Origin of the sequence: Ruegeria sp. HKCCA6707, from assembly GCF_013033515.1 — a bacterium.
Classification (GTDB): domain Bacteria; phylum Pseudomonadota; class Alphaproteobacteria; order Rhodobacterales; family Rhodobacteraceae; genus Ruegeria.
Window position 1 is genome coordinate 438,737 of record NZ_WQEG01000001.1, and the last position, 22,402, is coordinate 461,138.

19 protein-coding genes and 1 riboswitch are annotated in these 22,402 nt (G+C 58.6%); of the genes, 8 read left to right on the top strand and 11 right to left on the bottom strand.

Annotated elements, in window-relative coordinates:
- Positions 1-10 precede the first annotated feature (10 nt).
- The 4 genes from GOW40_RS02150 to GOW40_RS02165 all read right to left on the bottom strand — a co-directional run bounded on the left by GOW40_RS02150 (position 11) and on the right by GOW40_RS02165 (position 6,611).
- Positions 11-2,572, bottom strand: coding sequence for a pyruvate, phosphate dikinase (locus GOW40_RS02150; protein WP_171130458.1), 2,562 nt, complete (start codon positions 2,570-2,572; stop codon positions 11-13).
- A 67-nt stretch (positions 2,573-2,639) separates the two neighbouring features.
- A complete protein-coding gene (gene glyS / locus GOW40_RS02155; RefSeq protein ID WP_171128947.1) occupies positions 2,640-4,859 on the bottom strand; it encodes a glycine--tRNA ligase subunit beta in 2,220 nt (739 codons plus the stop codon).
- A 9-nt stretch (positions 4,860-4,868) separates the two neighbouring features.
- Entirely contained in the window at positions 4,869-6,080 is a 1,212-nt protein-coding gene (gene gltS / locus GOW40_RS02160) for a sodium/glutamate symporter (RefSeq protein WP_171128945.1), read from the bottom strand.
- A 9-nt stretch (positions 6,081-6,089) separates the two neighbouring features.
- Positions 6,090-6,611, bottom strand: coding sequence for a DUF6446 family protein (locus tag GOW40_RS02165; RefSeq protein ID WP_171128943.1), 522 nt, complete (start codon positions 6,609-6,611; stop codon positions 6,090-6,092).
- Between the two features lie 78 nt (positions 6,612-6,689).
- On the opposite strand from GOW40_RS02165, the gene GOW40_RS02170 reads away from it, so the two are divergent.
- On the top strand, positions 6,690-7,322 hold the full coding sequence (locus GOW40_RS02170; protein ID WP_171098377.1) for a MarC family protein: 633 nt from the start codon (positions 6,690-6,692) through the stop codon (positions 7,320-7,322).
- An 8-nt stretch (positions 7,323-7,330) separates the two neighbouring features.
- On the opposite strand, the gene GOW40_RS02175 is transcribed toward GOW40_RS02170, so the two are convergent.
- Complete coding sequence (locus GOW40_RS02175; RefSeq protein WP_171136367.1) at positions 7,331-8,260, bottom strand: glycine--tRNA ligase subunit alpha; 930 nt, start codon at positions 8,258-8,260, stop codon at positions 7,331-7,333.
- Positions 8,261-8,467: 207 nt separating this feature from the next.
- Here GOW40_RS02175 and GOW40_RS02180 point away from each other — a divergent pair, with 207 nt between their 5' ends.
- Entirely contained in the window at positions 8,468-10,204 is a 1,737-nt protein-coding gene (locus GOW40_RS02180; protein WP_171230846.1) for a serine protease, read from the top strand.
- A gap of 52 nt (positions 10,205-10,256) precedes the next feature.
- Here GOW40_RS02180 and GOW40_RS02185 read toward each other — a convergent pair whose 3' ends face one another.
- Together GOW40_RS02185 and GOW40_RS02190 are read right to left on the bottom strand one after the other, a co-directional pair.
- Complete coding sequence (locus GOW40_RS02185) at positions 10,257-11,834, bottom strand: 5-guanidino-2-oxopentanoate decarboxylase (protein WP_171128937.1); 1,578 nt, start codon at positions 11,832-11,834, stop codon at positions 10,257-10,259.
- On the bottom strand, positions 11,834-13,282 hold the full coding sequence (locus tag GOW40_RS02190; RefSeq protein ID WP_171098369.1) for a TrkH family potassium uptake protein: 1,449 nt from the start codon (positions 13,280-13,282) through the stop codon (positions 11,834-11,836). Before GOW40_RS02190 ends, GOW40_RS02185 begins: the two co-directional genes overlap by 1 nt.
- 95 nt (positions 13,283-13,377) lie before the next feature.
- Here GOW40_RS02190 and GOW40_RS02195 point away from each other — a divergent pair, with 95 nt between their 5' ends.
- Positions 13,378-13,668, top strand: a complete 291-nt coding sequence (locus GOW40_RS02195) for a hypothetical protein (RefSeq protein ID WP_171230847.1) — start codon at positions 13,378-13,380, stop codon at positions 13,666-13,668.
- A gap of 72 nt (positions 13,669-13,740) precedes the next feature.
- Positions 13,741-14,109: a hypothetical protein gene (locus tag GOW40_RS02200; RefSeq protein ID WP_171128933.1), complete on the top strand. Its 369-nt coding sequence runs from the start codon at positions 13,741-13,743 to the stop codon at positions 14,107-14,109.
- 410 nt (positions 14,110-14,519) lie between these two features.
- Here the strand turns inward: GOW40_RS02200 and folE2 are convergent, their stop codons facing one another.
- Positions 14,520-15,623, bottom strand: coding sequence for a GTP cyclohydrolase FolE2 (gene folE2, locus GOW40_RS02205; protein WP_171128931.1), 1,104 nt, complete (start codon positions 15,621-15,623; stop codon positions 14,520-14,522).
- A 186-nt stretch (positions 15,624-15,809) separates the two neighbouring features.
- On the bottom strand, positions 15,810-17,000 hold the full coding sequence (gene metZ / locus GOW40_RS02210; protein ID WP_171128930.1) for an O-succinylhomoserine sulfhydrylase: 1,191 nt from the start codon (positions 16,998-17,000) through the stop codon (positions 15,810-15,812).
- A 63-nt stretch (positions 17,001-17,063) separates the two neighbouring features.
- Positions 17,064-17,141: riboswitch (SAM riboswitch) on the bottom strand.
- A gap of 137 nt (positions 17,142-17,278) precedes the next feature.
- Here metZ and GOW40_RS02215 point away from each other — a divergent pair.
- Together GOW40_RS02215 and GOW40_RS02220 are read left to right on the top strand one after the other, a co-directional pair.
- Positions 17,279-18,208 (top strand): alpha/beta hydrolase, encoded by a 930-nt coding sequence (locus tag GOW40_RS02215; RefSeq protein WP_254444231.1) that lies wholly within the window; start codon positions 17,279-17,281, stop codon positions 18,206-18,208.
- Positions 18,209-18,231: 23 nt separating this feature from the next.
- Positions 18,232-18,921, top strand: a complete 690-nt coding sequence (locus tag GOW40_RS02220) for a glutathione S-transferase N-terminal domain-containing protein (protein WP_171128926.1) — start codon at positions 18,232-18,234, stop codon at positions 18,919-18,921.
- A 35-nt stretch (positions 18,922-18,956) separates the two neighbouring features.
- Here the strand turns inward: GOW40_RS02220 and GOW40_RS02225 are convergent, their stop codons facing one another.
- On the bottom strand, positions 18,957-19,730 hold the full coding sequence (locus GOW40_RS02225) for a hypothetical protein (RefSeq protein WP_171128924.1): 774 nt from the start codon (positions 19,728-19,730) through the stop codon (positions 18,957-18,959).
- 277 nt (positions 19,731-20,007) lie between these two features.
- On the bottom strand, positions 20,008-20,916 hold the full coding sequence (locus GOW40_RS02230; protein WP_171128922.1) for a DMT family transporter: 909 nt from the start codon (positions 20,914-20,916) through the stop codon (positions 20,008-20,010).
- Positions 20,917-21,239: 323 nt separating this feature from the next.
- On the opposite strand from GOW40_RS02230, the gene GOW40_RS02235 reads away from it, so the two are divergent.
- Together GOW40_RS02235 and GOW40_RS02240 are read left to right on the top strand one after the other, a co-directional pair.
- The gene (locus GOW40_RS02235) at positions 21,240-21,563 is read left to right on the top strand and encodes a 2Fe-2S iron-sulfur cluster-binding protein (protein WP_171098350.1); all 324 of its coding nucleotides are present in this window, start codon (positions 21,240-21,242) and stop codon (positions 21,561-21,563) included.
- Positions 21,563-22,336 (top strand): VCBS repeat-containing protein, encoded by a 774-nt coding sequence (locus GOW40_RS02240; protein ID WP_171128920.1) that lies wholly within the window; start codon positions 21,563-21,565, stop codon positions 22,334-22,336. Before GOW40_RS02235 ends, GOW40_RS02240 begins: the two co-directional genes overlap by 1 nt.
- The last annotated feature ends 66 nt before the right edge of the window (positions 22,337-22,402 follow it).

Sequence of the window (22,402 nt, forward strand, 5' to 3'; positions counted from 1 at the left end):
CTGAGCCGCGTCAACCCCCAAGTTTAGAAGAAATCGCCAGTTGAGCGGCAGTCAGCCGAGCCACCGGAACCCGGAAGGGCGAACAAGAGACATAGTCGAATCCAAGCGCGCGACAGATCGCAATTGATTCGGGGTTGCCGCCATGTTCACCGCAAACCGACAAGGTTACACCCGGCTGCGCCTCCCTCCCCCGCTCGGCCCCTAACCGAAGCAACTCGCCCACGCCATCTGCATCCAGCACGTGAAACGGATCTTCGTTGAACACGCCCAACCGCACATAGGCCGACATGAACCGGCCCGCGTCATCGCGCGACAGGCCATAGGTCATCTGCGTCAGGTCGTTGGTCCCGAAACTCATAAAGGAGGTATGCGGTGCGATTTCGTTCGCCCGCAAACATGCGCGCGGTGTTTCGACCATAACGCCCAGGCGATAGTCGAACTCTTGCCCCTGTTCCGACGCAACTTCGGTGGCGACCTTGTCGATACGTGCCCTGACCAGTTCAACCTCACGCTTGGCCGAGACCAGAGGGATCATCACCTCGGGCACAACCGGTGCGCCGTCTTTTGACGCCTCCAGCGTCGCCTCAAAGATCGCGCGGGCCTGCATGTCGTAGATCTCGGGGACAGTCACACCCAGACGAACCCCGCGCAGCCCCAGCATCGGGTTGTATTCGCTCATTGAATCCACCCGTCGTTCGACATCCGACACAGGCAGATCCAATGCTTCAGCCACTTCCCGTTGTCCGCTACGGGTGGTGGGCAGAAACTCGTGCAGCGGTGGGTCGAACAAACGGATACAGACTGGCTGACCTTCCATGATGCGGAACAGCTGGACAAAATCCTGCCGTTGCATCGGCAATAATCGCTCCAGCACCGCCGCCCGGCCCGAGGGCGTCTGCGCAAAGATCATCTCGCGCATTACGGTCAAACGGCCGGGATCAAAGAACATGTGTTCCGTCCGGCACAGACCAATCCCTTCGGCCTGAAAGTTCCGAGCGGTCTGCGCGTCGGCGGGCGTATCGGCATTGGCGCGGATGGCAATGTCACGCTCGGCATCAGCCCAACCCATAAGCGTTTGAAAACTATCGTCCAATGCGGCTTCCAGCATGGCTGGCTCACCCACCAGAACCTGCCCAGACGAGCCATCGATCGTCAGGACATCTCCGGTCTTGAACACCCGGCCATCGGGGGCGGTTAGTTGTTTCAACTTGGTCTGGAACCGCATCTCCGAGGCCCCGACGATACAGGGCAGACCCAGCCCGCGCCCGATCACTGCCGCGTGGCTGGTCATGCCGCCCTTTTCGGTCAGAACCGCCACCGCCGCATGCATCCCGCGCACATCCTCGGGCGATGTTTCGCGGCGCACCAGAATACAGGGCTCCCCCCGCGCCGCGCTGGCCTGTGCCTCGGCAGCGGTAAAGACCAACCGGCCAGTCGCAGCGCCCGGGCTGGCGCCAATGCCGGTGGTCAACACATCGCGCTTGGCGCTGGGATGAACCTGCCGGTGCAGCAGCTCGTTCAGCGAATGCGGATCGATCCGCATCACCGCCTCTTGTGGGGGGATGATGCCGTCTTCGGCCAGCCGCACGGCAATCCGCACCGCTGCGCGCGATCCGCGCTGAACCCGGACGCCGTCGAGAATATGCACATTGCCGTTCTGGACAACGAACTCGACCTGCATCTCTTCGCGCAGTTTCTCACGCATCAGCGCCGCATGGGCCTTGAGGTCGGAAAACGCCTCGGGCGCGACATCTTCCAGCGAGGGGCCGCGCTCATCCTTTTGCAAAAACAGGGCCGAGACGCCTTCCCCCAACGCATCGCGCCCCTGGCTTTGGCTCAGGTATCGCCCGGTGATCTGCGGCTTTCCCGTGGCCGGATCAACCAGTTGCAACACGCCCGAGCCACACTCGCCCTGCCCGACACCGGGGATCATTTCCTGAATGACCAGCCCCAGCCCGGCATCCGCAGGCGCGCCCTTGGCTTGACGCAGCAGCCGGGCTGACGTGCCCTCCCACGCGCGGGCCATGGAGCGCAGAACTCCGACCAGCTGTTCCCCACGCTCCTGAGGAAAGGCTTCTTCGGTCTCATCCTCATAAGCGCGCAGCGTAAGGCTCAGACCTTCGCGGCCATCAGCGTCGATATCGTCGAAGACATCCGGGTCAAGACGCGCCACATGGGTCGCGTAACTTTGCGCAAATCGCAGATAGAGCGCCGCCGCCGCATCGCGGCCCATATCCGCCGACAGATCCAGATAGCGCGCGTCATTCATGCCGATATTCAGAACCGCGCCGGGGCCGCCCCAATCGGGATCTTCGGAACTGGGCCGCACGCACAATAGCGCGGTGGGTTCGAACTGCTCCAACACCGCCGAGATATCAGGCACATTCCCATTCGCAATCTGATGCACCGACTCAAACGACAGAGCCACAGTCCGGGGCACCGGCATGTCCAGCCGCACCAAGCGTTGCAAGCATTTCGCCCGCCCGCCATGGGTATTGGCTGCGACCGGCGCGTCAGAGGTGATCAGAGTGGTATGTGGATTATTCTGCACTGCGGCACCTTTTGGTTTCACCGCAGCATAGGCAGATGGGCCGGTCACGCAAGGGCGATCTGGGCGCGTCCCCTACGCGCCCAAGGGTTTAGCCGTCGATCTTCGACAAATCCGCAACCGACGAACAGATCTGCCGGATCTGGCTGAGCAGGTTCAGACGGTTGCGCCGCAGGATGTCATTGTCGGCATTGACCTGCACATCCTCAAAAAACGCATCCACCGGCCCGCGCAACGCCGCCATAGCTGCCATCGCCGTCGGAAAATCTTCACCCTCCAGCGCCGCGTTGATCTGATCTTCAGCCTGTTCCAAAGCGCTGAACAGCGCCTTTTCGCTGTCGGTCTCGGCAAATTTCACATCCGCGCCGTAGGAGTATTCGACCCCGTCCTTCTCTTCGGCCTGCGTCAGGATGTTGTTGGCACGCTTGAAACCCTGCACGAGGTTTTCCCCATCCTCGGTCGCAATCACCGTATTCAGAGCGCGAGCGCGTTTGACCAGCAGGTTGAGGTCGTCATTCCCCTCCATCACGATACAGGCGTCAATGATATCGTGGCGGATGCCTTCATCGCGCAGAAAAACCTTGAGACGGTCATGGACAAAAGAGAGGAGGTCGTCGGATGCGTCGGGAACCTTTTTCTCTAACTCAAGAAATGCCGCCGCAGGTAATCCGCCAATTTTTTCTTTGACGGTCTGAAAAGCTCCACCAAAAACGCCATGACGCGCGATTTCTTCAAGAAGATCGCGGACATTTGCATCCGGTAGTGCGTCGTTGATGGCGCTTTCCGCCCGAACCAACTGACTGTCAAAAAAGCGATCCAACCGAAGATGTAGATCGTTGCCAAAAATCAACCGAATAACCCCCAGCGCCGCACGGCGCAGCGCAAACGGGTCTTTCGATCCGGTGGGCTTCTCATCAATCGCCCAGAACCCGGTCAGCGTGTCCAGCTTGTCGGCCAGCGCTACGGTCACCGACAAAGGCGCAGTGGGCACGTCATCGGACGGTCCCAGCGGCGAGTAATGTTCCTGCGCCACAGCGGCCACGGAGGCGTCTTCGCCTGCGGCCTCGATGTAATACCGCCCCATAAGCCCTTGAAGTTCAGGGAATTCATAAACCATCTCAGAGCTCAGATCGGCCTTGGCCAAACGCGCGGCTTTCTCGGCCTGATCCGCATCCGCGCCTGTCACCGGGGCCAGCTCGCGGGCCAGAGCGGCGATGCGGTTGATGCGTTCGGCCTGTGTGCCCAGCTTGTTGTGGAAGGTCACATTCTCCAACGCGCGGGTCCATTGGGTAATGTCCGATTTTGCGACGCGCAGGTCATTCTCCCAGAAGAACTTCGCATCGGCCAGACGCGCCGACAGTACCTTTTGGTTCCCTGCCAGAATGGTCGCGCCATTATCGGCGGTTTCGCGGTTGGCCACGGTGATGAACCGTTCGATCCGACCCGTTTTGGGGTTCTTCACCGAAAAGAACTTCTGATGCTCTTTCATCGAGGTTTGCAGCACCTCGGGCGGCAGGTCGAGGAACTCGTCGTCGATCTGCCCCATCAGCACCACGGGCCATTCAACCAGTCCGGCAACCTCGGCCAGCAGGCCCTTGTCTTCGACCACCTCAAGACCGGCGGCAAAAGCCATGTTCTGGGCGTCGTTCCAGATATGCTCGGCTCGTTCTTCGGGCGACAAAACCACAAAGGCGCGCTTGAGCTTGGCGGCGTAATCCTCGAAGGAGGTTACAGAAAACCGGTTTGGCGCCATAAACCGGTGACCCTGCGTGCTGTCTCCGGCCGTGATCCCCTCGACTGTAAGCGGCACGATCTGCGCGCCTGTCTCATCGCTCAGAATGCACAGGATCGAGTGCAGCGGACGCACCCAGCGCATGGGGCCACTGCCCCAGCGCATGGATTTCGGCCAGGGAAAGCTTCGAATTGTGGCCTCAAGCACCTCAGCCACAATCTCAGCGGCCGGGCGGCCCGGTTTTTCGATCATGGCGAAATAGACCGCGCCTTTTGGGGTCTCACGCTCTTCCAGCTGATCACGGGTCAGCCCTGCGCCGCGCAGGAAGCCTTCGATGGCCTTGTCCGGCGCGCCCACTTTGGGGCCCTTGCGTTCTTCGCGTACCGTGGGGCTTTCAGACAGCAGCCCTTCGACCGCCAGGGTCAAACGACGCGGCGTTGTCAGGGCGGCGGCCCCGGAATAGGTCAGGCCAGCTTCGACCAAACCGTCAGTGATCCGCTTTTTCAGGTCTTCACCGGCGCGGGTTTGCATGCGCGCGGGGATTTCCTCGGAAAACAGTTCGATCAGCAGGTCGGGCATTTTCGGTCCTTAGAAATTTACAATCGTCTGGATGACGATGGCATTGGCAATATCCACAAAGAATGCGGATACAAGGGGGAGCACGATAAAGGCAATAGGCGACGGGCCATATCGCTTGGTTACGGCTGTCATATTTGCAATCGCTGTGGGTGTGGCGCCCAAAGCAAAGCCGCCAAAGCCTGCGGCCAGAACGGCGGCGCGGTAGTTCGACCCCATAATCGGAAACAGCGCCCAGATCACAAAGACCACAGTGAACAGGGTTTGCGCGGTCATGATCACGGTAATGGCCAGACCAAGTTCGGCAATGGTCCAAAGTTGCAGGCTCATCAGCGACATGGCCAGAAAAGCCCCCAGCGCGAATTCGGATATCAGCGCCAGCGAGGGCGTCTGAGAGACCGGCGGTGCCGAAGGAAACAGCGCTGTGCGCAGATTGGCGATCACGATCCCCATGATCAGACAGGGCACGAAAAGTGGCAGTTTGAGGCCAGCCGCCAGGATAACCTCGTTCAGCATATAGCCGAAGATAATCGCGATATTGAGGTAGAGAAGCACCCTCATGATCGTGAGGTGATCAATCTGCGATTTGCTCTTCCCGGCCTCGTCTGGCAGCCCGATGGTGAGTTCTTCATCCGGTCGCTCCGGCGACAAATTGCGGCCCTCGATCAACAGCCGTGCGATTGGACCACCCACAAGGGCCGCCAGAACCAGGCCCAGCGTTGCGACGGCCACGCCCAGCTCGGTCGCGCCGTCGAGCCCGGTAGCGTCCCCTACCGCCGGGGCCCAGGCGATGGCTGTCCCGTGCCCCCCGATCAGCGCCGCCGAGCCGAACAGGACACCCGCCTGCGCCGGATAGCCAAAGATCGTCGCGCCCACCGCACCGATGACGTTCTGGGCGACGATCGTCGTCAGAGTGAGGATCAGAAGCAAAAACAAGGGCTTGCCACCCGAAATCAAATCAGCGATCCGCGCATTCAGGCCGATACCCGCAAAGAACAGGACTAGCAGGAAATCCCGGGTCTGAAGCTCGAACGACAGCTCAAGCCCAAAGACCAGATACAGCGCCAACACCACCAACGAGGCCAGCAACCCACCGGTTACCGGCTCGGGGATGTTGAACTGTCGCAGAACAGCCACCCGCGCGTTAAGCTCGGCGCCGAGCAGATAGACCGCAAAACCAAGGGTTGCGGTTAGAAACTGCGGGATTTCAACCGCATAGCTCATGGCTGTCCTTCAGCTTTCCGGACGCGGCGGGCATTCTTCGCCAACCACTGTCCCGTCATAGGCCTTTTCCCCACAATTGTTGAGCGCATGCCAGACATATCCTGCCCCATCTTCGGTGATGGCTACGATCCGGTCGACCCCATAGCGGATGTTCTTGGCCCCCAGGAACGCCTGCGCGCGCCCCGATTTCAGATCATCCGCCAGTTCGACCGCATCATAGCAGTCAAACCATCCCGGCGCTGTAAGCGGTTCAGGGTTTTCGACACGTTGATAGGCTTGTAACTGATCAAACCCCAATTCGGTTTGAAAACAGGCCCGATACCGGATCGGAGAACTGTCCGCGTCAATAGCCTGAAACTGCTCGTAAGAAATGCCGACCGGCGTATCTGTATCATCCGGCAGCAGGGTCACGTCCTGCCCGGGTTGCGCCTCGACCTCGTAATAGAACCCATAGACCTGCAGGTAATACATCGCACCACCGGCCAAAGCGGCTGAGGCCAAAAGGATAATCGCAAGCAGTTTGCCGGTCATGACCTACGCAACCTCTTTCATCTTCGAGAAAAATCGGACAGTTTCCCAGTTAACCCGTTCAGATATAGGGCTTTGAAGATGGACACCACATTTATCGTCGGGTTTTTCGGGGCCCTTTTTGCGATCATGAACCCGATCACCAACCTGCCGGTGTTCCTGAGCGTTACAGATGGCCTGACCCCTGCCGATCAGCGCAAGGTTGCGGTCAAAACGGCCGTCTATTGTCTGATCCTGGGCAGCGCCTTTGCAGCCGTGGGCAACCAGGCGTTGGGTCTGTTCGGCATTAGCGTCAACCATCTGCGGGTGGCAGGCGGGCTGGTTGTTCTGATGATCGGGTTGAACATGCTGAACGGACATGAAAGCAGCTCGCATCATGGAACAACGGGGGAAAAGGATGCCTATCCCGAGCCGGCAACGGTCGCCTTTTACCCGCTGGCCTTTCCCATTCTGGTCGGGCCCGGCACCATCACGACACTGATCCTTTATGCGCACCAGATTGACAAACCCGTCAAAGCGCTTGGTTATGCCGGAGTTTTTGGAGCAGTTGTCCTGTTGCTGTTCGTGACCTTCTGGAACGCGGCGGCCATTGCGCGCCATCTGTCGGACACGGCCCGCGTGATCATGAGCCGCTTTATGGGCATGATCTTGTCGGCCATTGCCATCAGCATGATCGCAGACGGTTTGAAAGTGTTGCTGCCCGGCTTGGCCTGAGGCGGCCATCAGGCCTCGAACCCGGCCGCTTTGGTCTGAACAAATGCATCTGCGCATTGCTTGGCCAAAGCCCGTACGCGCCCGATATAGGCCTGACGCTCGGTTACCGAGATCACGCCCCGCGCGTCGAGCAGGTTGAACATATGGCTGGCTTTGATGCACTGGTCATAGGCTGGGTGAGCCATGATGATCCGTTTCCCCGTCTTGGGGTCGATATCCTCTTGCGCCAGAATGGTCGCGCATTCGGCCTCGGCCTCTTCGAAATGACGCAGCAGAACCTCGGTATTGGCGACGTCAAAATTCCAGCGGGCGTATTCTTCCTCGGTCTGTTTGAAGACATCGCCATAGGTCAGCGGGCTGGGCGACTGCGGATCATTGAACGGCATGTCCATGACATGATCGATGCCCAGCACATACATCGCCAGACGTTCCAGCCCATAGGTCAACTCACCCGAGACAGGCGCGCAGTCATGGCCACCGACCTGTTGAAAATAGGTGAACTGGCTGACCTCCATACCGTCGCACCAGACCTCCCACCCCAGGCCCCAGGCGCCCAGCGTGGGGCTTTCCCAGTCATCTTCGACAAAGCGGATGTCATGCAGCTCCATATCGATGCCGATGGCCTCAAGGCTGCCCAGATATAGCTCCTGCAGATCCGGCGGGCTGGGCTTGATCAGCACCTGGTACTGGTAATAGTGCTGCAACCGGTTGGGGTTCTCACCATAGCGTCCGTCGGTCGGACGGCGCGACGGCTGAACATAGGCCGCAGCCCAGGCCTTGGAGCCCAAAGCACGCAGTGTTGTGGCCGGGTGGAACGTCCCTGCCCCGACCTCCATGTCATAGGGCTGCAAAATCGCGCAGCCTTTCGAGGCCCAATAGGTCTGAAGCCGCAGGATGATTTCCTGAAAAGAGCGTGGCGCACTGGACGGTTCGGTCATGACATTCCCTTTGGGCGCATCGGGCACCCGGTTCCGGTCGGTTTTGCCCTTCCTATGCAAGGGGTCCATGGGCGTCAACGGGCCTTTGCACACAGGTTGTCACTGCGCGGCCACAGTGCAAATTCCCCGTAACACAGGCATGGCGTTCGGGGGCTGAAATCGCGTAACCTGCGCCTCAGACAAAACACTGCATAAAACGGGCAGACAATGACACGCGTATTAGCTGCAATTTTCTTTATTTTCACCATTGGTCTGGGCGCTGCGCAAGCCCAGGAGGATCAGGGCGTATGGGTGCAAGTCGAAGCGCGCCCAACGCTTTTTGAAGCCCAAGAGCGGGCGCAGGCCTATGGTGACCTGCTACCGGATGTGAACGGGTTTCGCCTGAATTCCGGGTGGTACGCTATTGTCATCGGCCCCTACTTGCGCGCGGATGCGGAACAGGTCTTGCGCGTCTACCGAGCCGAAGGGCAAATACCCGGCGACAGTTTCATCGCCCTGTCGAACCAGTTGGGTCAGCAATTCTGGCCGGTTGGCGCAAATGTGTTGGACCGTGGTGTCATCTCGACCCCGGTGGAACCCGCAGCAGAACCAAACCAGCAGCTTGGTTTGAGCGTTCAATCCTCGGACGAAACACGCGCAGAAGCTTTGCAAGGTGAGCGGTTGCTCAGCGCGCAAGAGCGTCGCGATCTGCAGACGGCATTGAAAGCTGGCGGTTACTACGCATCGACAATCGACGGCGCTTTTGGTGCTGGCACACGGCGTTCGATGGCGGAATGGCAGCGATTCAACGGGTTTGAGGCCACGGGTGTCCTTACGACGCTGCAACGCAAGACATTGATGGACGAGTTCAATGCCCCGCTGATTAGCGTTGGCTTGGCGCGCCACAGCGATGCGCAGGCCGGAATGTCTTTGGACCTGCCGCTGGGCGTTTTGGCCTTTGACCGGTACGAAGCCCCCTTTGCGCATTTCAAAGCCAGCTCTGATCTGAATGCCCAGGCGCTTTTGATCAGCCAGGAAGGCAACCGAGCCACGCTGCAGGCGCTTTACGAGGTGATGCAATCGCTTGAGATCATCCCGCTGAACGGCCCCAGAGAGCTGCGCAACAACCGTTTTACCATTGAAGGGCGCGGCAACGGTATTGTGTCCTATACGCAGGCACAGCTGGAAGACGGCAAGATCAAGGGCTTTACCCTGGTCTGGCCCGAAGGCGATGACGCAAGACGCACGCGTGTTCTGGCCGCCATGACAAACAGCTATGCCACAACAGATGCAGTACTGGACGCTGCAGCAGGTGCTGACGCTGATCAGCGGATCGACCTGGTCTCGGGCCTGCAAACCCGCAAACCGCGCGTTTCGCGCTCGGGCTTTTTTGCCGATACTTCGGGTATCGTCCTGACCGTGGCCGAGGCCGCAGACAGTTGCGCGCGCATCACGCTCGACGGGGATCAGCAATTGCAGGTGGCCTGGAGCGACGCGGAACTGGGTATTGCCGTCTTGCGACCCAGTCAGACCCTGGCACCGATCAACGTGGCCGAGTTCAGCCCCGTGACGCCCCGCATCCAGTCCGAAATTGCGGCATCCGGGTTCTCGTATGAAGGCGCTTTGGGTGCACCCACGCTGACCTTCGGACAAGTCGCCGATATTCGCGGATTGAATGGCGAAAGCGGTGTGAAACGCTTGGCCATGAGTACTCAGCCCGGCGACGCGGGTGGCCCTGTCTTTGACGATAACGGCCACGTGGTCGGGATGTTACTGCCCACCCCCACCGAAGGCCGCGCCTTGCCCGCCAGCGTCAGCCTCGCAGCATCGGTGGACAGCCTGAATGCGGTGCTGGAAAAAGCCGGTGTTGCAGGACAGGCCGGACAGAGCGAAACGCGCATAACCCCCAATGAACTGAGCCGCCGCGCCAACGGCATGACGGTTCTGGTGCATTGCTGGGACTAATCTGACTGCTCTGAGTAATTTGGGGCGCTGCAAAAGATTGCGGCGCCCTTTTTTATCCCAGAATGTCCGGCGTCACATGGATCAATGTGGGCACAGGCGCGTCGAACGCAGAACGAACCTGTATTTGAAGCGCGGCGAGGTCCGTCGGTCGTGCCGACAGCGCACCATAGGCTTCGGCAAGCTTTCCGAAATCCGGGTTGCGCGCGATGACCGCGTTGGGAGCAATCTGGCTGCGCACCATGCTGTCTTCGATCTCTTTCAGTTTGCCGTTGTCCCACAGGATGATTGGCAACGAGAGTCCAAGTTCCACCGCCGTGCCAAGCTCTTGCAGCGTGTATTGAAAGCCATAGTCCCCGGCGATAACCGCCGTTGGCTTTCCCCGCCGCGCAACTGCGCCACCGATGCCAGCGGGCAGCGCATAGCCCAGTGTTCCGAAACCGGTCGGATGGTGCCAGTGATACGGGACAGCCATGTCCCAGACCTCTTTGGCGACATAAGCGAACTGCGTCATGTCGGAATAGATCATTGTGTCGGCGGGCATTGCTTCGCGCAGGGCATCGATAACTGGCACGATCCCCGGACGCTCTGCATCGACCTCAGCGCGCCAGCGCGCGCGGGCGTCGGCGACCTCATCCGTACTCCAGCCAGTGGAGGGTTTTGCCTGATCCGCCACGGCCCACAGCGCATGGGCAAAGCTTTCCGCATCCGCTTGCAGCTTGATCGTTGCGCGATGACGGTCAGACAGCACTTCGGGATCCAGATCAACGCGCACCAATTGCGCGGAATGGCCCAACGCGTCGCGCCACAAGTCAACTTCGGCCAGTTCGGTGCCCACAGCGACCACCAGATCCGCAGATGCAATCACCTCGGCACTGCCCGGTCGCGGCAGCATCGCACCAAAATCCAGCGGGTAATTTGACCCAGCCAGCCCTCGACCCGCGTATGTGGTGAAACAGGCTGCGCCCAGCTGGGTCAGGATCTGACGCCACAGGTTCGACTTTGCACCGCCCCCCAAAATGAACAAGGGCCTCTGCGCAATGTTCAGCATCGAAAGAACCGGAGCGAGATCCGGCGGTAAGACCTGCACCCTCAGCGCATCCTGGTTGGGAAACGGAGCGGCTTCTGCGTCGGCCTCAAGCTGAGCGATCGGCACCTGGATATGCTTGGGACGTGGGCGCGACAGGGCAAATTCTTCGAATGCCCGTTCAACCAACCCATAGGCCGCTGCCGCACTTTCCGCCTGAGAGGACCAATCGGCCACCGTTCCGGCAGCGGCACGTTGATCCTTCATCTGATGCAACTGCCCGCGCGTGGCCTGTGTTTCATCCAGACAAGAGGACAAAACCAACATCGGTACCGAATCCGAATAGGCCTGCCCCATCGGTGTCATGATATTGCAAAGGCCAGGCCCGGTGATCACATAGGCGACACCCGGCTTACCTGTGGCCCGCGCATAGCCATCGGCCATGAAGCCCGCGCCCTGCTCGTGCCGCGCAAGTACATGAGTGATCCCGGCCTCTTCGATACCGCGATACATCTCCTGATTATGTACACCGGGAATACCAAATATCACCTCGACCCCACGATCCCGCAGCATATGCGAGATTTGCGCCCCCAAGGGTTTCTTCATCAAGCTCTCCAGAATTGAACAGTAAAGATTGCATAGACGGCCAGCAGTTCCAGCCGCCCGACCAGCATACCGATGGTCAGCAGCCACTTGGCGGTATCGTTGAGCCCCGCGAAATTGCCTGCTGGGCCGATCTGGCTGCCCAGCCCCGGCCCCACATTGGCCAAAGCGGTCGCGGCACCCGAGACCGAGGTGATAAAGTCGAGCCCCGTCAGAGCAAGAGCCCAAGACAGCGCACCCATGGACAGCACGAAGAACATGAAAAAGCTCATGACCGAGGTTAGAACATCCCGGCTGATCTTGCGCCCGTCATAGGTGGGGACAAACACGCCATGAGGCGACCGGATGCGGTTGATCTGGGTTTTTATCGAGGCAAACAGCAGCTGATAGCGGAAGACTTTGATCGAGCAGGCGGTTGATCCCGCGCAACCTCCGATCAACCCGATCAGAAAGAACAGCATCACCGGGAAACTGCCCCAGAGCATATAGTCGACGCTGGCATAGCCCGTGCCAGAGATGATCGAGGTGATGTTGAACAGCGATTCGCGCACCGCTTGTTCCCAATGATGCGGAAAGACCGAGGTCAGGAACACCGACATCACAATGACCAGCACAAGAATCGTGGCAAGAAAGGCTCGTATCTGGCTGTCTTTCCACAAGGAACTGGTGCTGCCATTGGCCAGTTGCACGTATCGGACAAAGGGCAGCGCCGCTAGGATCATGAAGACCGACGCCGCGTATTCCATGGGTCCCGAGAAAGTTGCAAAGGAACTGTCATAGTTCGAAAACCCACCCGTGGCGATTGTGGTCATCGCATGGACGACCGCATCGAAAAAGCCCATGCCAAAACCGGCATAGACAAACGCGCATACAACCGTGAGGAACACGTAGATCAACGAGATTTGCCCGGCGATTTCCTGCGCACGCGGCAGGATTTTCCCCATGGTCTCGAACCCTTCCGAGCGGAAGATCTGCATGCCACCGACGCGCAGTTCAGGCAGAAAAACCATGGCAACGACAATGATGCCGATGCCGCCCAGCCACTGCAGAAGTCCACGCCACAAGAGCAACCCTTGTGGGAGATCGTCCAAGCCGGAAATCACCGTCGAGCCTGTCGTGGTCAGGCCGGACATCGCTTCGAAATAGGCGTCGACGAACCGCAGTTCAGTCGCACCGTATAAAAACGGGATAGCACCAAAGACTGGTAGCGCCACCCAGACGCCGGTAGTCAGCAAAAAGGTCTGGCGGATGGTCAGCCCTTCGCCCACTCCGTTTGCGCAGCTCATAGCCATCACAACCCCGGTCAAGGTCGTGATGATTGCGCTTTCCAGAAACACATGCCATTCGCTCCGACCTTCGATCAGGTCTGCCACCATGGGCAGCAGCATGGTCACCCCAAGAATGGCGACCAGCAAGCCAATCACATATCCGACCGGGCGAAGATCCATCATGTCGGGCAGCGTTGGCGTGCCTGCCCGACCGTGTCAAGCGCTTGATCCCAAGTCAGTCCTGGGTTTTTGCAGATGTTGCTGGCATCGCCGGGGGTTTGGACGGGGCACGCGTGCGGCGAACCGGAGAGGTTTCTTTCTGTTCCAAAGGCTTAGCAGCCGCAGATGAAGAAGTTGCTGCCTTCGCGGGTGCCTTGGGCGCGGCTGCGGGCTTGGCCGTTGTGGTTTTGGCTTGCGTCCGCTTTGCAGGTGCTTTGGCCGGCGCTGTAGGCGCCGATGCCGCTTTTGCCGGGGTCGCTGCTTTTGCTGACGCTTGGCTGGTCTTTGCCGGGGCCGTTTTTGCCGTAGTTGCTTTGGCAGCTGGCTTAGGCGCCACTGCCTTCGGCTGAACTTTCGCTGGTGCAGCTTTGGCTGTCGGCTTTGGCGCCTCTACCTTCGGCTGAGCTTTCGCTGGTGTAGCTTTGGCTGTCGGCTTTGGTGCCTCTGCCTTTGGCTGGGCTTTCACTGGTGCAGCTTTGGTTGTTGGCTTTGACGGTTCTGTGGTGCTGGACGCTTTGGCAGCAGGTGTCGGCTTTGGTTCGGCCGGTTTCGCAACAACGGGCTTGGCCCTGCTTGTCAGCGGGGTTCTAACGTTGGGTGCAGCTTGCTTAGGCTTAGCCACGGCTGCGGGCTTTGCCACCACTTTGGGTTTGGCCGGCGCGGCCTTTTTCGCCACCGGCTTTGGCTTGCTCGGCGCAGCTTTCTTGGCCACAGGTTTTGGTGCCGCTTTTTTCGCGACGGGTTTCGGGGCTGTCTTTGCGGGGGCCGAGGCTGCCGCATGCAAGGCATGAACCGGAGCCATAGGCAGCTCGATCGCCGAGCGCGCCATGACTTGCATGATCTTCATCTGGCTGACGACAGCATATCCGGCCACACGAATGGCTGCGGCCTGGAACTCAAGGGGTTGGGAAATCGGGTTCATCACATGTCTCTCCTGTGAAACTGAGGCAGCCGAGTAGTGAAGAATGGGATACGGACACCCCATTTATCGGGGCGGTTTCGCTCAGTCGCGGTCCTTGGCCTTGCACGTCCCGACGTCCTTTCAGGCTGCGGTGCGGCAAGATCTGATGGGTTGCGGCACCTGCTCTCTGTCGCAGCATACCGAAATTTCAGCCGCAACGCAGCATTTCCCGCTGCACTGCGGCAAAAAGGCGCCCATCGCCCTTTTTTTCACCGGTTTCCAATCGGTTCGCGGATCAACTCATCCGACGTGGAACAGGGTCGAGAATAAACGTGGGTCCAGACTTGCGCTGTCGAAGGTGGGGCCTTCGGTCAGAATCGATACGGCATCATGGCTGTGCAGGCTTTCCTGATGGCTGGCCACAATGCGGAAATCGCCGACATGATGATCGGCCAGAAGTTCGGCACAGAACAGGCGGGCTGCATCCTCGACAAATATCGGATTGGCCGCGTTCAACTCGGCAAAGGCCTGTTCGTCCTCACGCTTGACCATGACTTGCGTCTCTGTCGGAACAGCGCGGCGGCACAAGGCAATCAGGTCCTCGAACCACAGACAATCCGCGTTGCAGTCGACCACAACGGAAATACGCGCCACAGAGCGCTGCGAATGTGGTGTGGCCAATTGTCCGCGTGTCGCGCGTGCATGTTCGCTCAGTTCCAGCGAACATGGGCAGGTCGAGGAGTAGACATAGTCCAGGTGCATGATTTTCAGCCGCTCGCCGCCGCGTTCAACGAGTTCCAGCGCGATGTCGTAATACTGATAGCCGGACAGACCCGACCGCAGGCTTTCGATCCGCTCGGGGTAAGAAAACCGCATCTGAATCCGTGCATCCAGACTGTCGAGATCAGTCATATAATCGTCCAGCGCAGCTTCCATGACTTCAAAACTGAACGTCCGCTCGGAATGCTTGTAGAAAGAGCGCATGATCCGAGACATGTTGATGCCCTTTTTCTCAGCCTCGAGGCTGACAGAACCCGTCACCGAAGTCTCAAGAGTCAGATCACCACCTTCTTTGCGCTGAAACCGGATTGGCAGGCGGAAGTTCGAAATACCCACATGCTGGATTTGCTGTTTGGCACCTCGGATCAGGCTGGACGGCCCGTTTTGCAGATCCGGCAGTGATGATTTGTATGCCGCATCCACAACAAATCCCTCGGGGTAATCACGCGACAGAGTCGGATAGTTGTCTGGCACCGTTCCCGGGACCAATCGCGCTACAGCAGGGTCCAATTGCGTGATCTCAGCCTCGGTCGCCGAGGCCGCCCATTTGCGCAAGACATCAAGCGCAGCAGCAGCTTCATCGTTATCGGGCGCATTGCCCAGGTCACGCGGGTGCAGGTTCATACGCAAGAGTTCCTTTGCTCACCGTCCGAATATAGACGGTATTGGAAGACATACCAGTATAGTCTCATACGTGTGAAATAGCAGCCTGGATTGGAATCAACTGCAGAAATCCGCCACTTAGCGGGCGAAAACGTCATTTATCCCGGGCTTGAACGGCTCGGGCAGTGTCCCCGCCCGAGCAAGTGCCTAGCGCTGAGATGCCGCCAGGGCCTGACGCAAGTCTGCCAGAAGATCATCTGCGTCTTCCAGACCGATGGACAGTCGGATCAGGCCCGGGGTGATGCCCAGCTCATCGCGCTGTTCTTCGCTGAGGCGCTGATGGGTGGTCGTTGCCGGGTGGGTTGCGATGGATTTCGCGTCACCCAGATTGTTCGAGATCACCGGAATGGTCAAAGCGTTCAGGAACGCAAACGCCGCGTCCTTGCCACCCTTGATGTCCAGAGACAGAACCGTGCCGCCCTTGCCCCCCAGTTGATCCTGCACCAGTGCATTCTGAGGATGCGTCTTCAGGCCCGGGTAAAGCGTCCGCTCCAATGCATCGTGGCCGTCCAATGCTTCGGCGATCTTCTGGGCGCTGTCCGCTTGTGCATTCACACGCAACGCCATGGTTTCGATCCCCTTGACCATGATCCAGGCACTGAACGGGCTGAGCGCACCGCCGGTGTGTTTCATATAGGGCTCAACCGTCCCGCGAATAAACTCTTTGGTGCCAATGATGACACCACCCAGCGCACGCCCCTGCCCGTCGATATGTTTTGTGGCCGAATAGACGACCACATCAGCGCCCTGTTCGATGGCGCGCGAGAAGACCGGGGTTGAAAACACATTGTCCACGATCACAGTGGCGCCCACGGCATGGGCCAGTTTGGACACGGATGCGATGTCGATCACCTCAAGCGTGGGGTTCGACATGGATTCGAAGAACACGGCCTTGGTGTCAGGCCGGATGGCGGCCTCCCAAGCGGCCAGATCTGTACCGTCGACAAAGCTCACCTCGACGCCGAAACGCGTCAGGATGCTTTCCAGAATATAGAGGCAGGACCCGAACAGCGCCTTTGCCGAAACAACGTGATCGCCGGCTTTGAGCATCGAGGTTAGTGCCCCGTTCACAGCTGCCATGCCCGAGGCAGTGGCGAAGGCATCTTCACCGCCCTCCAGAGCGGCAATGCGCTGTTCAAACATCGACACTGTCGGGTTGCCATAGCGGGCATAGATGAATTCATCCGGGCCGGATTCGATGAACCGCGCCTCGGCCTGCTCGGCAGTGTCATAGACAAACCCCTGGGTCAGAAAAATCGCCTCGCTGACCTCGTTATATTGACTGCGACGAATGCCGCCATGGACGGCTTGCGTGCGTTTGTTCCAGCTCTCGCTCATGTCTTTCCTTTCAGCCTCGCTGTGGGAGGCAAACAAAAAACCCCAGACGCGGCCAAGCGAAAGGGGTCTTTCATCCTGACCTTTTAGCGGTGTTGTTTAGCGTGGCCCGCAATCCGGTAACAAATCGCCACGTGGTGCTTTGCCATTACGCCTCGGTCCGGGCTTCGTCAACCCCGACAGACCCATCGTCACGGTTCTGTAATCCATCGTTCACCGAAACGTCATAGCGTTATGAGAAATCGGCACCACAACATCTTGTGTGAGGCAGCGCCATGCCAATGATCAGGATCAATGCTGAGGGACCTGGTGCGGTTTTGCATCGCAGCTCGCGCCTTGTCGAATGCGTCTTGCAGCAAACGCAGGATATCAGGGGCCCGGTCATCATCATGACCCATGGGTACAAATACAGGCCCGACAATTCCGCAACCTGCCCGCACCGTCATATCCTGGCCCTACGTCCCCGCGCCTTGCCGGATTACAGCCCAAGTTGGCCTCAACATCTGGGCTTTGGCTCGGGCTTTACCGACGAGGGTCTGGCCGTTGCCTTCGGCTGGAATGCGCGCGGCCCGCTTTGGACCGCGCAGCGCAGGGCGCAATCGGCCGGACGGGTGCTTGCTGATGTGATCAACAGGCTGCACCGGCTCAACCCGGACCGCCCTATTCACTTCATCGGCCATTCGATGGGTGTAGAACTTGCAATCGAAGCACTGCACCACATTTGTCCGGGCGCATTGAAGCGCTTCATCTCAATGACCGGTGCCACTTATCGCGCTCGGGTTTTGGCAGCCCTGGCCTCGGAAGCGGGGCGTCGATCAGAACTGATCAATATCACCAGCCGCGAGAACGATCTGTTTGACTTTCTGTATGAGCAACTGGTGCAACCTCCCCAACCTGGTGACCGCAGCGTTGGCGCGGGGATCGACGCTGAAAATGCAGTGACACTTCAGATCGACTGCAATACGACACTGGCGCATCTTTCGCATATGATCGCCCCCATCGGTCACTCTCAGCGCCGCGTTTGCCATTGGTCCAGCTATACGCGGCCAGGGGCATTGCGGGTCTATAATGCCCTGTTGCGCGAACCACAGCGGCTGTCACTGGCCGCACTGCGCCATGGCCTACCCAACGCGCACGCGCATCGGTGGTCACGTCTTTTTGCCACTCCAAAGCCACGCGCCCTCTTGCCGTTTGCGCAGAAAGCCTCATGATCCCCTCAACCCAAGGAGCGCTCATGATCGACCTGTATTTCTGGCCCACGCCAAATGGTTGGAAAGCATCCATCGCTTTGGAAGAGATGGACCTGCCCTACGCCACGCATCTGATCAACATCGGTAAAGGGGATCAGTTCGATCCCGAGTTTCTGAAAATCGCCCCCAACAACCGGATGCCAGCAATCGTGGACCATGACGGCCCAGATGGGGCGCCGGTATCGGTCTTTGAAAGCGGTGCGATCCTGATGTATCTCGCCCGCAAGACCGGGCGGTTTTATGGAACGACCGAGCGTGACCGGATCGCAGTCGAAGAATGGCTGATGTGGCAGATGGGCGGTGTCGGTCCAATGGCCGGGCAAGCGCATCACTTTCTGAAATATGCCCCGCAGCTGGACCCGCCGCAGGACCTACCCTATGCCAAGGATCGCTACCGCTCGGAAGTGTCGCGCCTTTATGGCGTTCTAGACCGACGACTGGCAGACCATGAATATGTGGCGGGCGATTTCTATTCCATAGCGGATATTTCGATCTGGGGCTGGGCCAGCTTGTGGGAAGGTCAACAGCAGGTCTTGCACGACAAGCCGCATTTCGCGCGCTGGCTCGAGACGGTCAGTGCTCGCCCCGCCATTCAGGCCGGTCGCGCATTGCACGCGGAATTGCGTGGAGATCACAGGGACAAACAATCCCAAAGCGTATTGTTCAAACGTTAGGAAGCGACTCTGGCCTTGCTGACCGGTTGAGCCCGCTAGATGGGTCCACTTCGGTTGTCGGGATGCGAATTGTCGAACCGCTCGAAAAACCGGGCCAAGCCAACAAGCGGGCTTTGATACGGCACGTCAACCAAGGCGATGGAATCCTGCCCTGAAGCGCGGGCAAGGCGTCCGTAGATATGGTCGCCACCATAGTCCTGAAGCCAGAATCCGATATCTTCGAACAGGTTCCGTCGGCTCTTGATCGTACGCGTTTCGCACAAGCATTGACGACCGATTTGGCGCACGCGCGTGTGTTCGACATCCACCATGGGTTCACCGTCGATTTTGTAAACCACCGTTATCACTTGATGACTTTCACTCTCCTGTTCGATCTTGCACTTGTAAGACAATTCCTGAACATCGGAGTTATGGCTTACCGGGTCGACCGAATTGATGCGGGTGCATGCCCAGAACATCCCGTCGCTTTCCAGCGGTCCATAGTGGGTACGCCCGTTATCGGTGTTGGGGCTGGCCATCAACGCTTTCATCGCGTCCATTGCGGAGATTTCAAACCGTATGCTTGAACGCCATTGCCGCGCGCCAAATGGCAGCTCGATCAAAAGCGTGGGAAGCCAATTCAACCCCAACCAAAGGAACAGAGCCCCTAGCAATGTGCCAAGCGTGGTCCAAATCATCGCAAAACCACGGCTGCGTTCAGACGCGATGTCGGGCAAATGCTCGATCACGGGCAAGAGCATGAGAACCAACCCCAGAACCATCGCCGTCGATATCGTTTCGACCCAGACTCGAGGATAGATAAGAACCATCGCAAAGATTACTGCGGTACAAAATAGAGCGGCTGAGTAGATCAAAAAAGGATGGCTCAGCAGCGTCGAAGATCCGAAAATCCACCACCCCAAGGCCCATTGGGTGAAGAGCAAGACCAAACTGACAGTAATTAATCGCCTTAGTCGAAACAATCGATACAAATACTTGTTATTCATCAAAATATACCCAAACTTAACCTATAGTTGAACGATGAATCGGGCAAAATCAGGGCATTGAGTCGCGTGACTCTCGTGTTTTGCGTTCGGGCCGCTAAACTTAACGTGATCGCAGAGCGATAATGGTCCCGGCCAAGCCGATGCACACGATCCCCAGTACCTGCCACCCACCAACAGGCTGACCAAATGCGATCCATGCAAAAAGCGGCCCAAATATCATGACAGAGTATTCAAAAACCGAGACATAGCTTGGCTCGCTCAACTGATACGCCTTGATAATCATGAACACGGCGACAACCGACCCCACGGCTTGTAGTATGATCAAAGGGAGGGCCGGCCAGATCGGCCAAACCCAAGGTCGATTGAAAAACTGAACCTCATCTCCGCTCGAAACCTGAGGCCAGATCGACAAGGCGACCGAGCCCAAGGCCCCGATCGTTCCAAGCGTGATCCACATACCCGCCAGCAAGGCCACTGTGCTTTCACCGCGGCACAGGCTACGCGTTGTAATTGCACCTAAAGCATAGAAAAAACCAGCGCAGATGGGGATCAAGACGGTGACGTCAAAATCTCGGGGATCTGGCTGCAGCACCAGAACAATGCCTAGAAACCCAAGAAGGACCGCAAAAATGCGCCAGATCCCGATCCGCTGCCTCAGGGCTCCGACCGAGATCAACAATATGAAGATCGGCGACGTAAACAGCCCGGCCAGCGCTTCGGCAATTGGCATCATGGCCAGCGCGGTGAAGTAAAACAGCATCGAAGTCGCGACGAGCGCGCTGCGCAAGGCCACCGCCCAAAGACGCATTGGCTGCAGCCGGCCCAACCCGATCAGCGACAGCGACAAGACCAAAGGCAGAGCAAACAAGGCACGCGTGAGGTGAAACTGCCAAAGCCCGACATGGCGCGCCAAAGGTGCAATGTAATTGTCGATCACCCCAATCACTGCCATGGCGGCAATCATGAGGCCTGCTGCAGCAAGCGAGTGATCTTGGGAAGACGCGGCCATTTGGGCTCCGATAGCAAGGTCAACGCCCGTTACCGGATGCTGAGCAAAATACAGGCACCGATTCTACATCGAAAATCAACACTGCAATTCAGAGCTTTTTCATCGGCTGAAACCGCAAATGAACACTATCGGACATGCAAGCCCTGACGCACAAACCCACTGACCTGCGACAGCGCGCGCACTCATGCAGCATCTTTGGAACACAAGCGGAACATTGGGAAAGAAATCCGGGCCATGCTGCAACGACTGGCAAATCGGACTGGTCAGAGCGGTACGCCTTGATTAAACAGCTTTTCGAACATCGCAAAAGGAAGACGCACGCAATGGCAAAGATCACCTATGTCGAGCATGGCGGGACCGAACACACTGTCGAGGTCGCCAACGGACTGACCGTCATGGAAGGGGCCCGTGACAACAACATTCCCGGCATCGAAGCCGATTGCGGCGGCGCATGCGCCTGTTCGACCTGCCATGTCTACATTCACCCCGATTGGGTCGAAAAGCTTCCTGCAAAGGACGACATGGAAGAAGACATGCTGGACTTTGCCTTTGAACCCGATCCTGCCCGTTCGCGCCTGACCTGCCAGATCAAGGTGACCGACGCGCTGGACGGTCTGGTTGTTCAGATGCCCGAAAAGCAAATCTGATGCGCCTCAAAGCGCCGCGCCTGCCCGTCCGCCTCTGGCACGACGGGGCCCGCGGCGCGTTGTTGGCGTTGTGTCTGTGGCTAACGGCAGCAGGAACCATTGCTGCAGCCGAAACGATCGTTGCAGCCCGCTACACAGAGCCCACAACGCGCTATGCGCATGGCGTTTTGGGCGACAACATCGAATTTGGTGCGCTTGAAATCACTGTCCAAAGTGATGCGCGACAATCCGGTGGGACGCAAACCGTTCTGACCATCAGATTGCCAAAGAATAGGGTGTTTGAGGATCTTGCCCCACGCCTCGCGGATGTCGATCTGGATGGCACCAACGAGGTCGTTGTCGTTGAGTCGCATCAAGACACCGGAGCGCAGCTGGCAATTTACAATGCAGCCGGTGAAAAACTCGCCGCCACGCCGCATATCGGCACCCGGTTTCGCTGGCTCGCACCGGTCGCAATTTTGGACCTGGACAATGACGGCCATGTCGAAATCGCCTATATCGACCGTCCTCACCTGGCCAAAAAACTGCGGATATGGCGCTTCATAGACGGAGGCCTGACCGAGATTGCAACCCTGCCCAACCTCACCAACCATCGCATCGGTGAAGACTTCATCAGTGGAGGTGTCAGGGATTGCGGGGCAGGCCCTGAACTCATTGTCGCAAATGCCAACTGGTCTCGCCTTATCAGCGTGTCCTATAAAAACGGCTGGACACAATCCGATATCGGGCCCTTCAACGGCCCCGCAAGCTTCGACCAGGCCCTGAACTGCTGATCCGCCCCTTCATCTAGCCAAAAAAATCCTGGGGGTGAGGCCACAGGTCGAGGGGGCAAGGCCCCC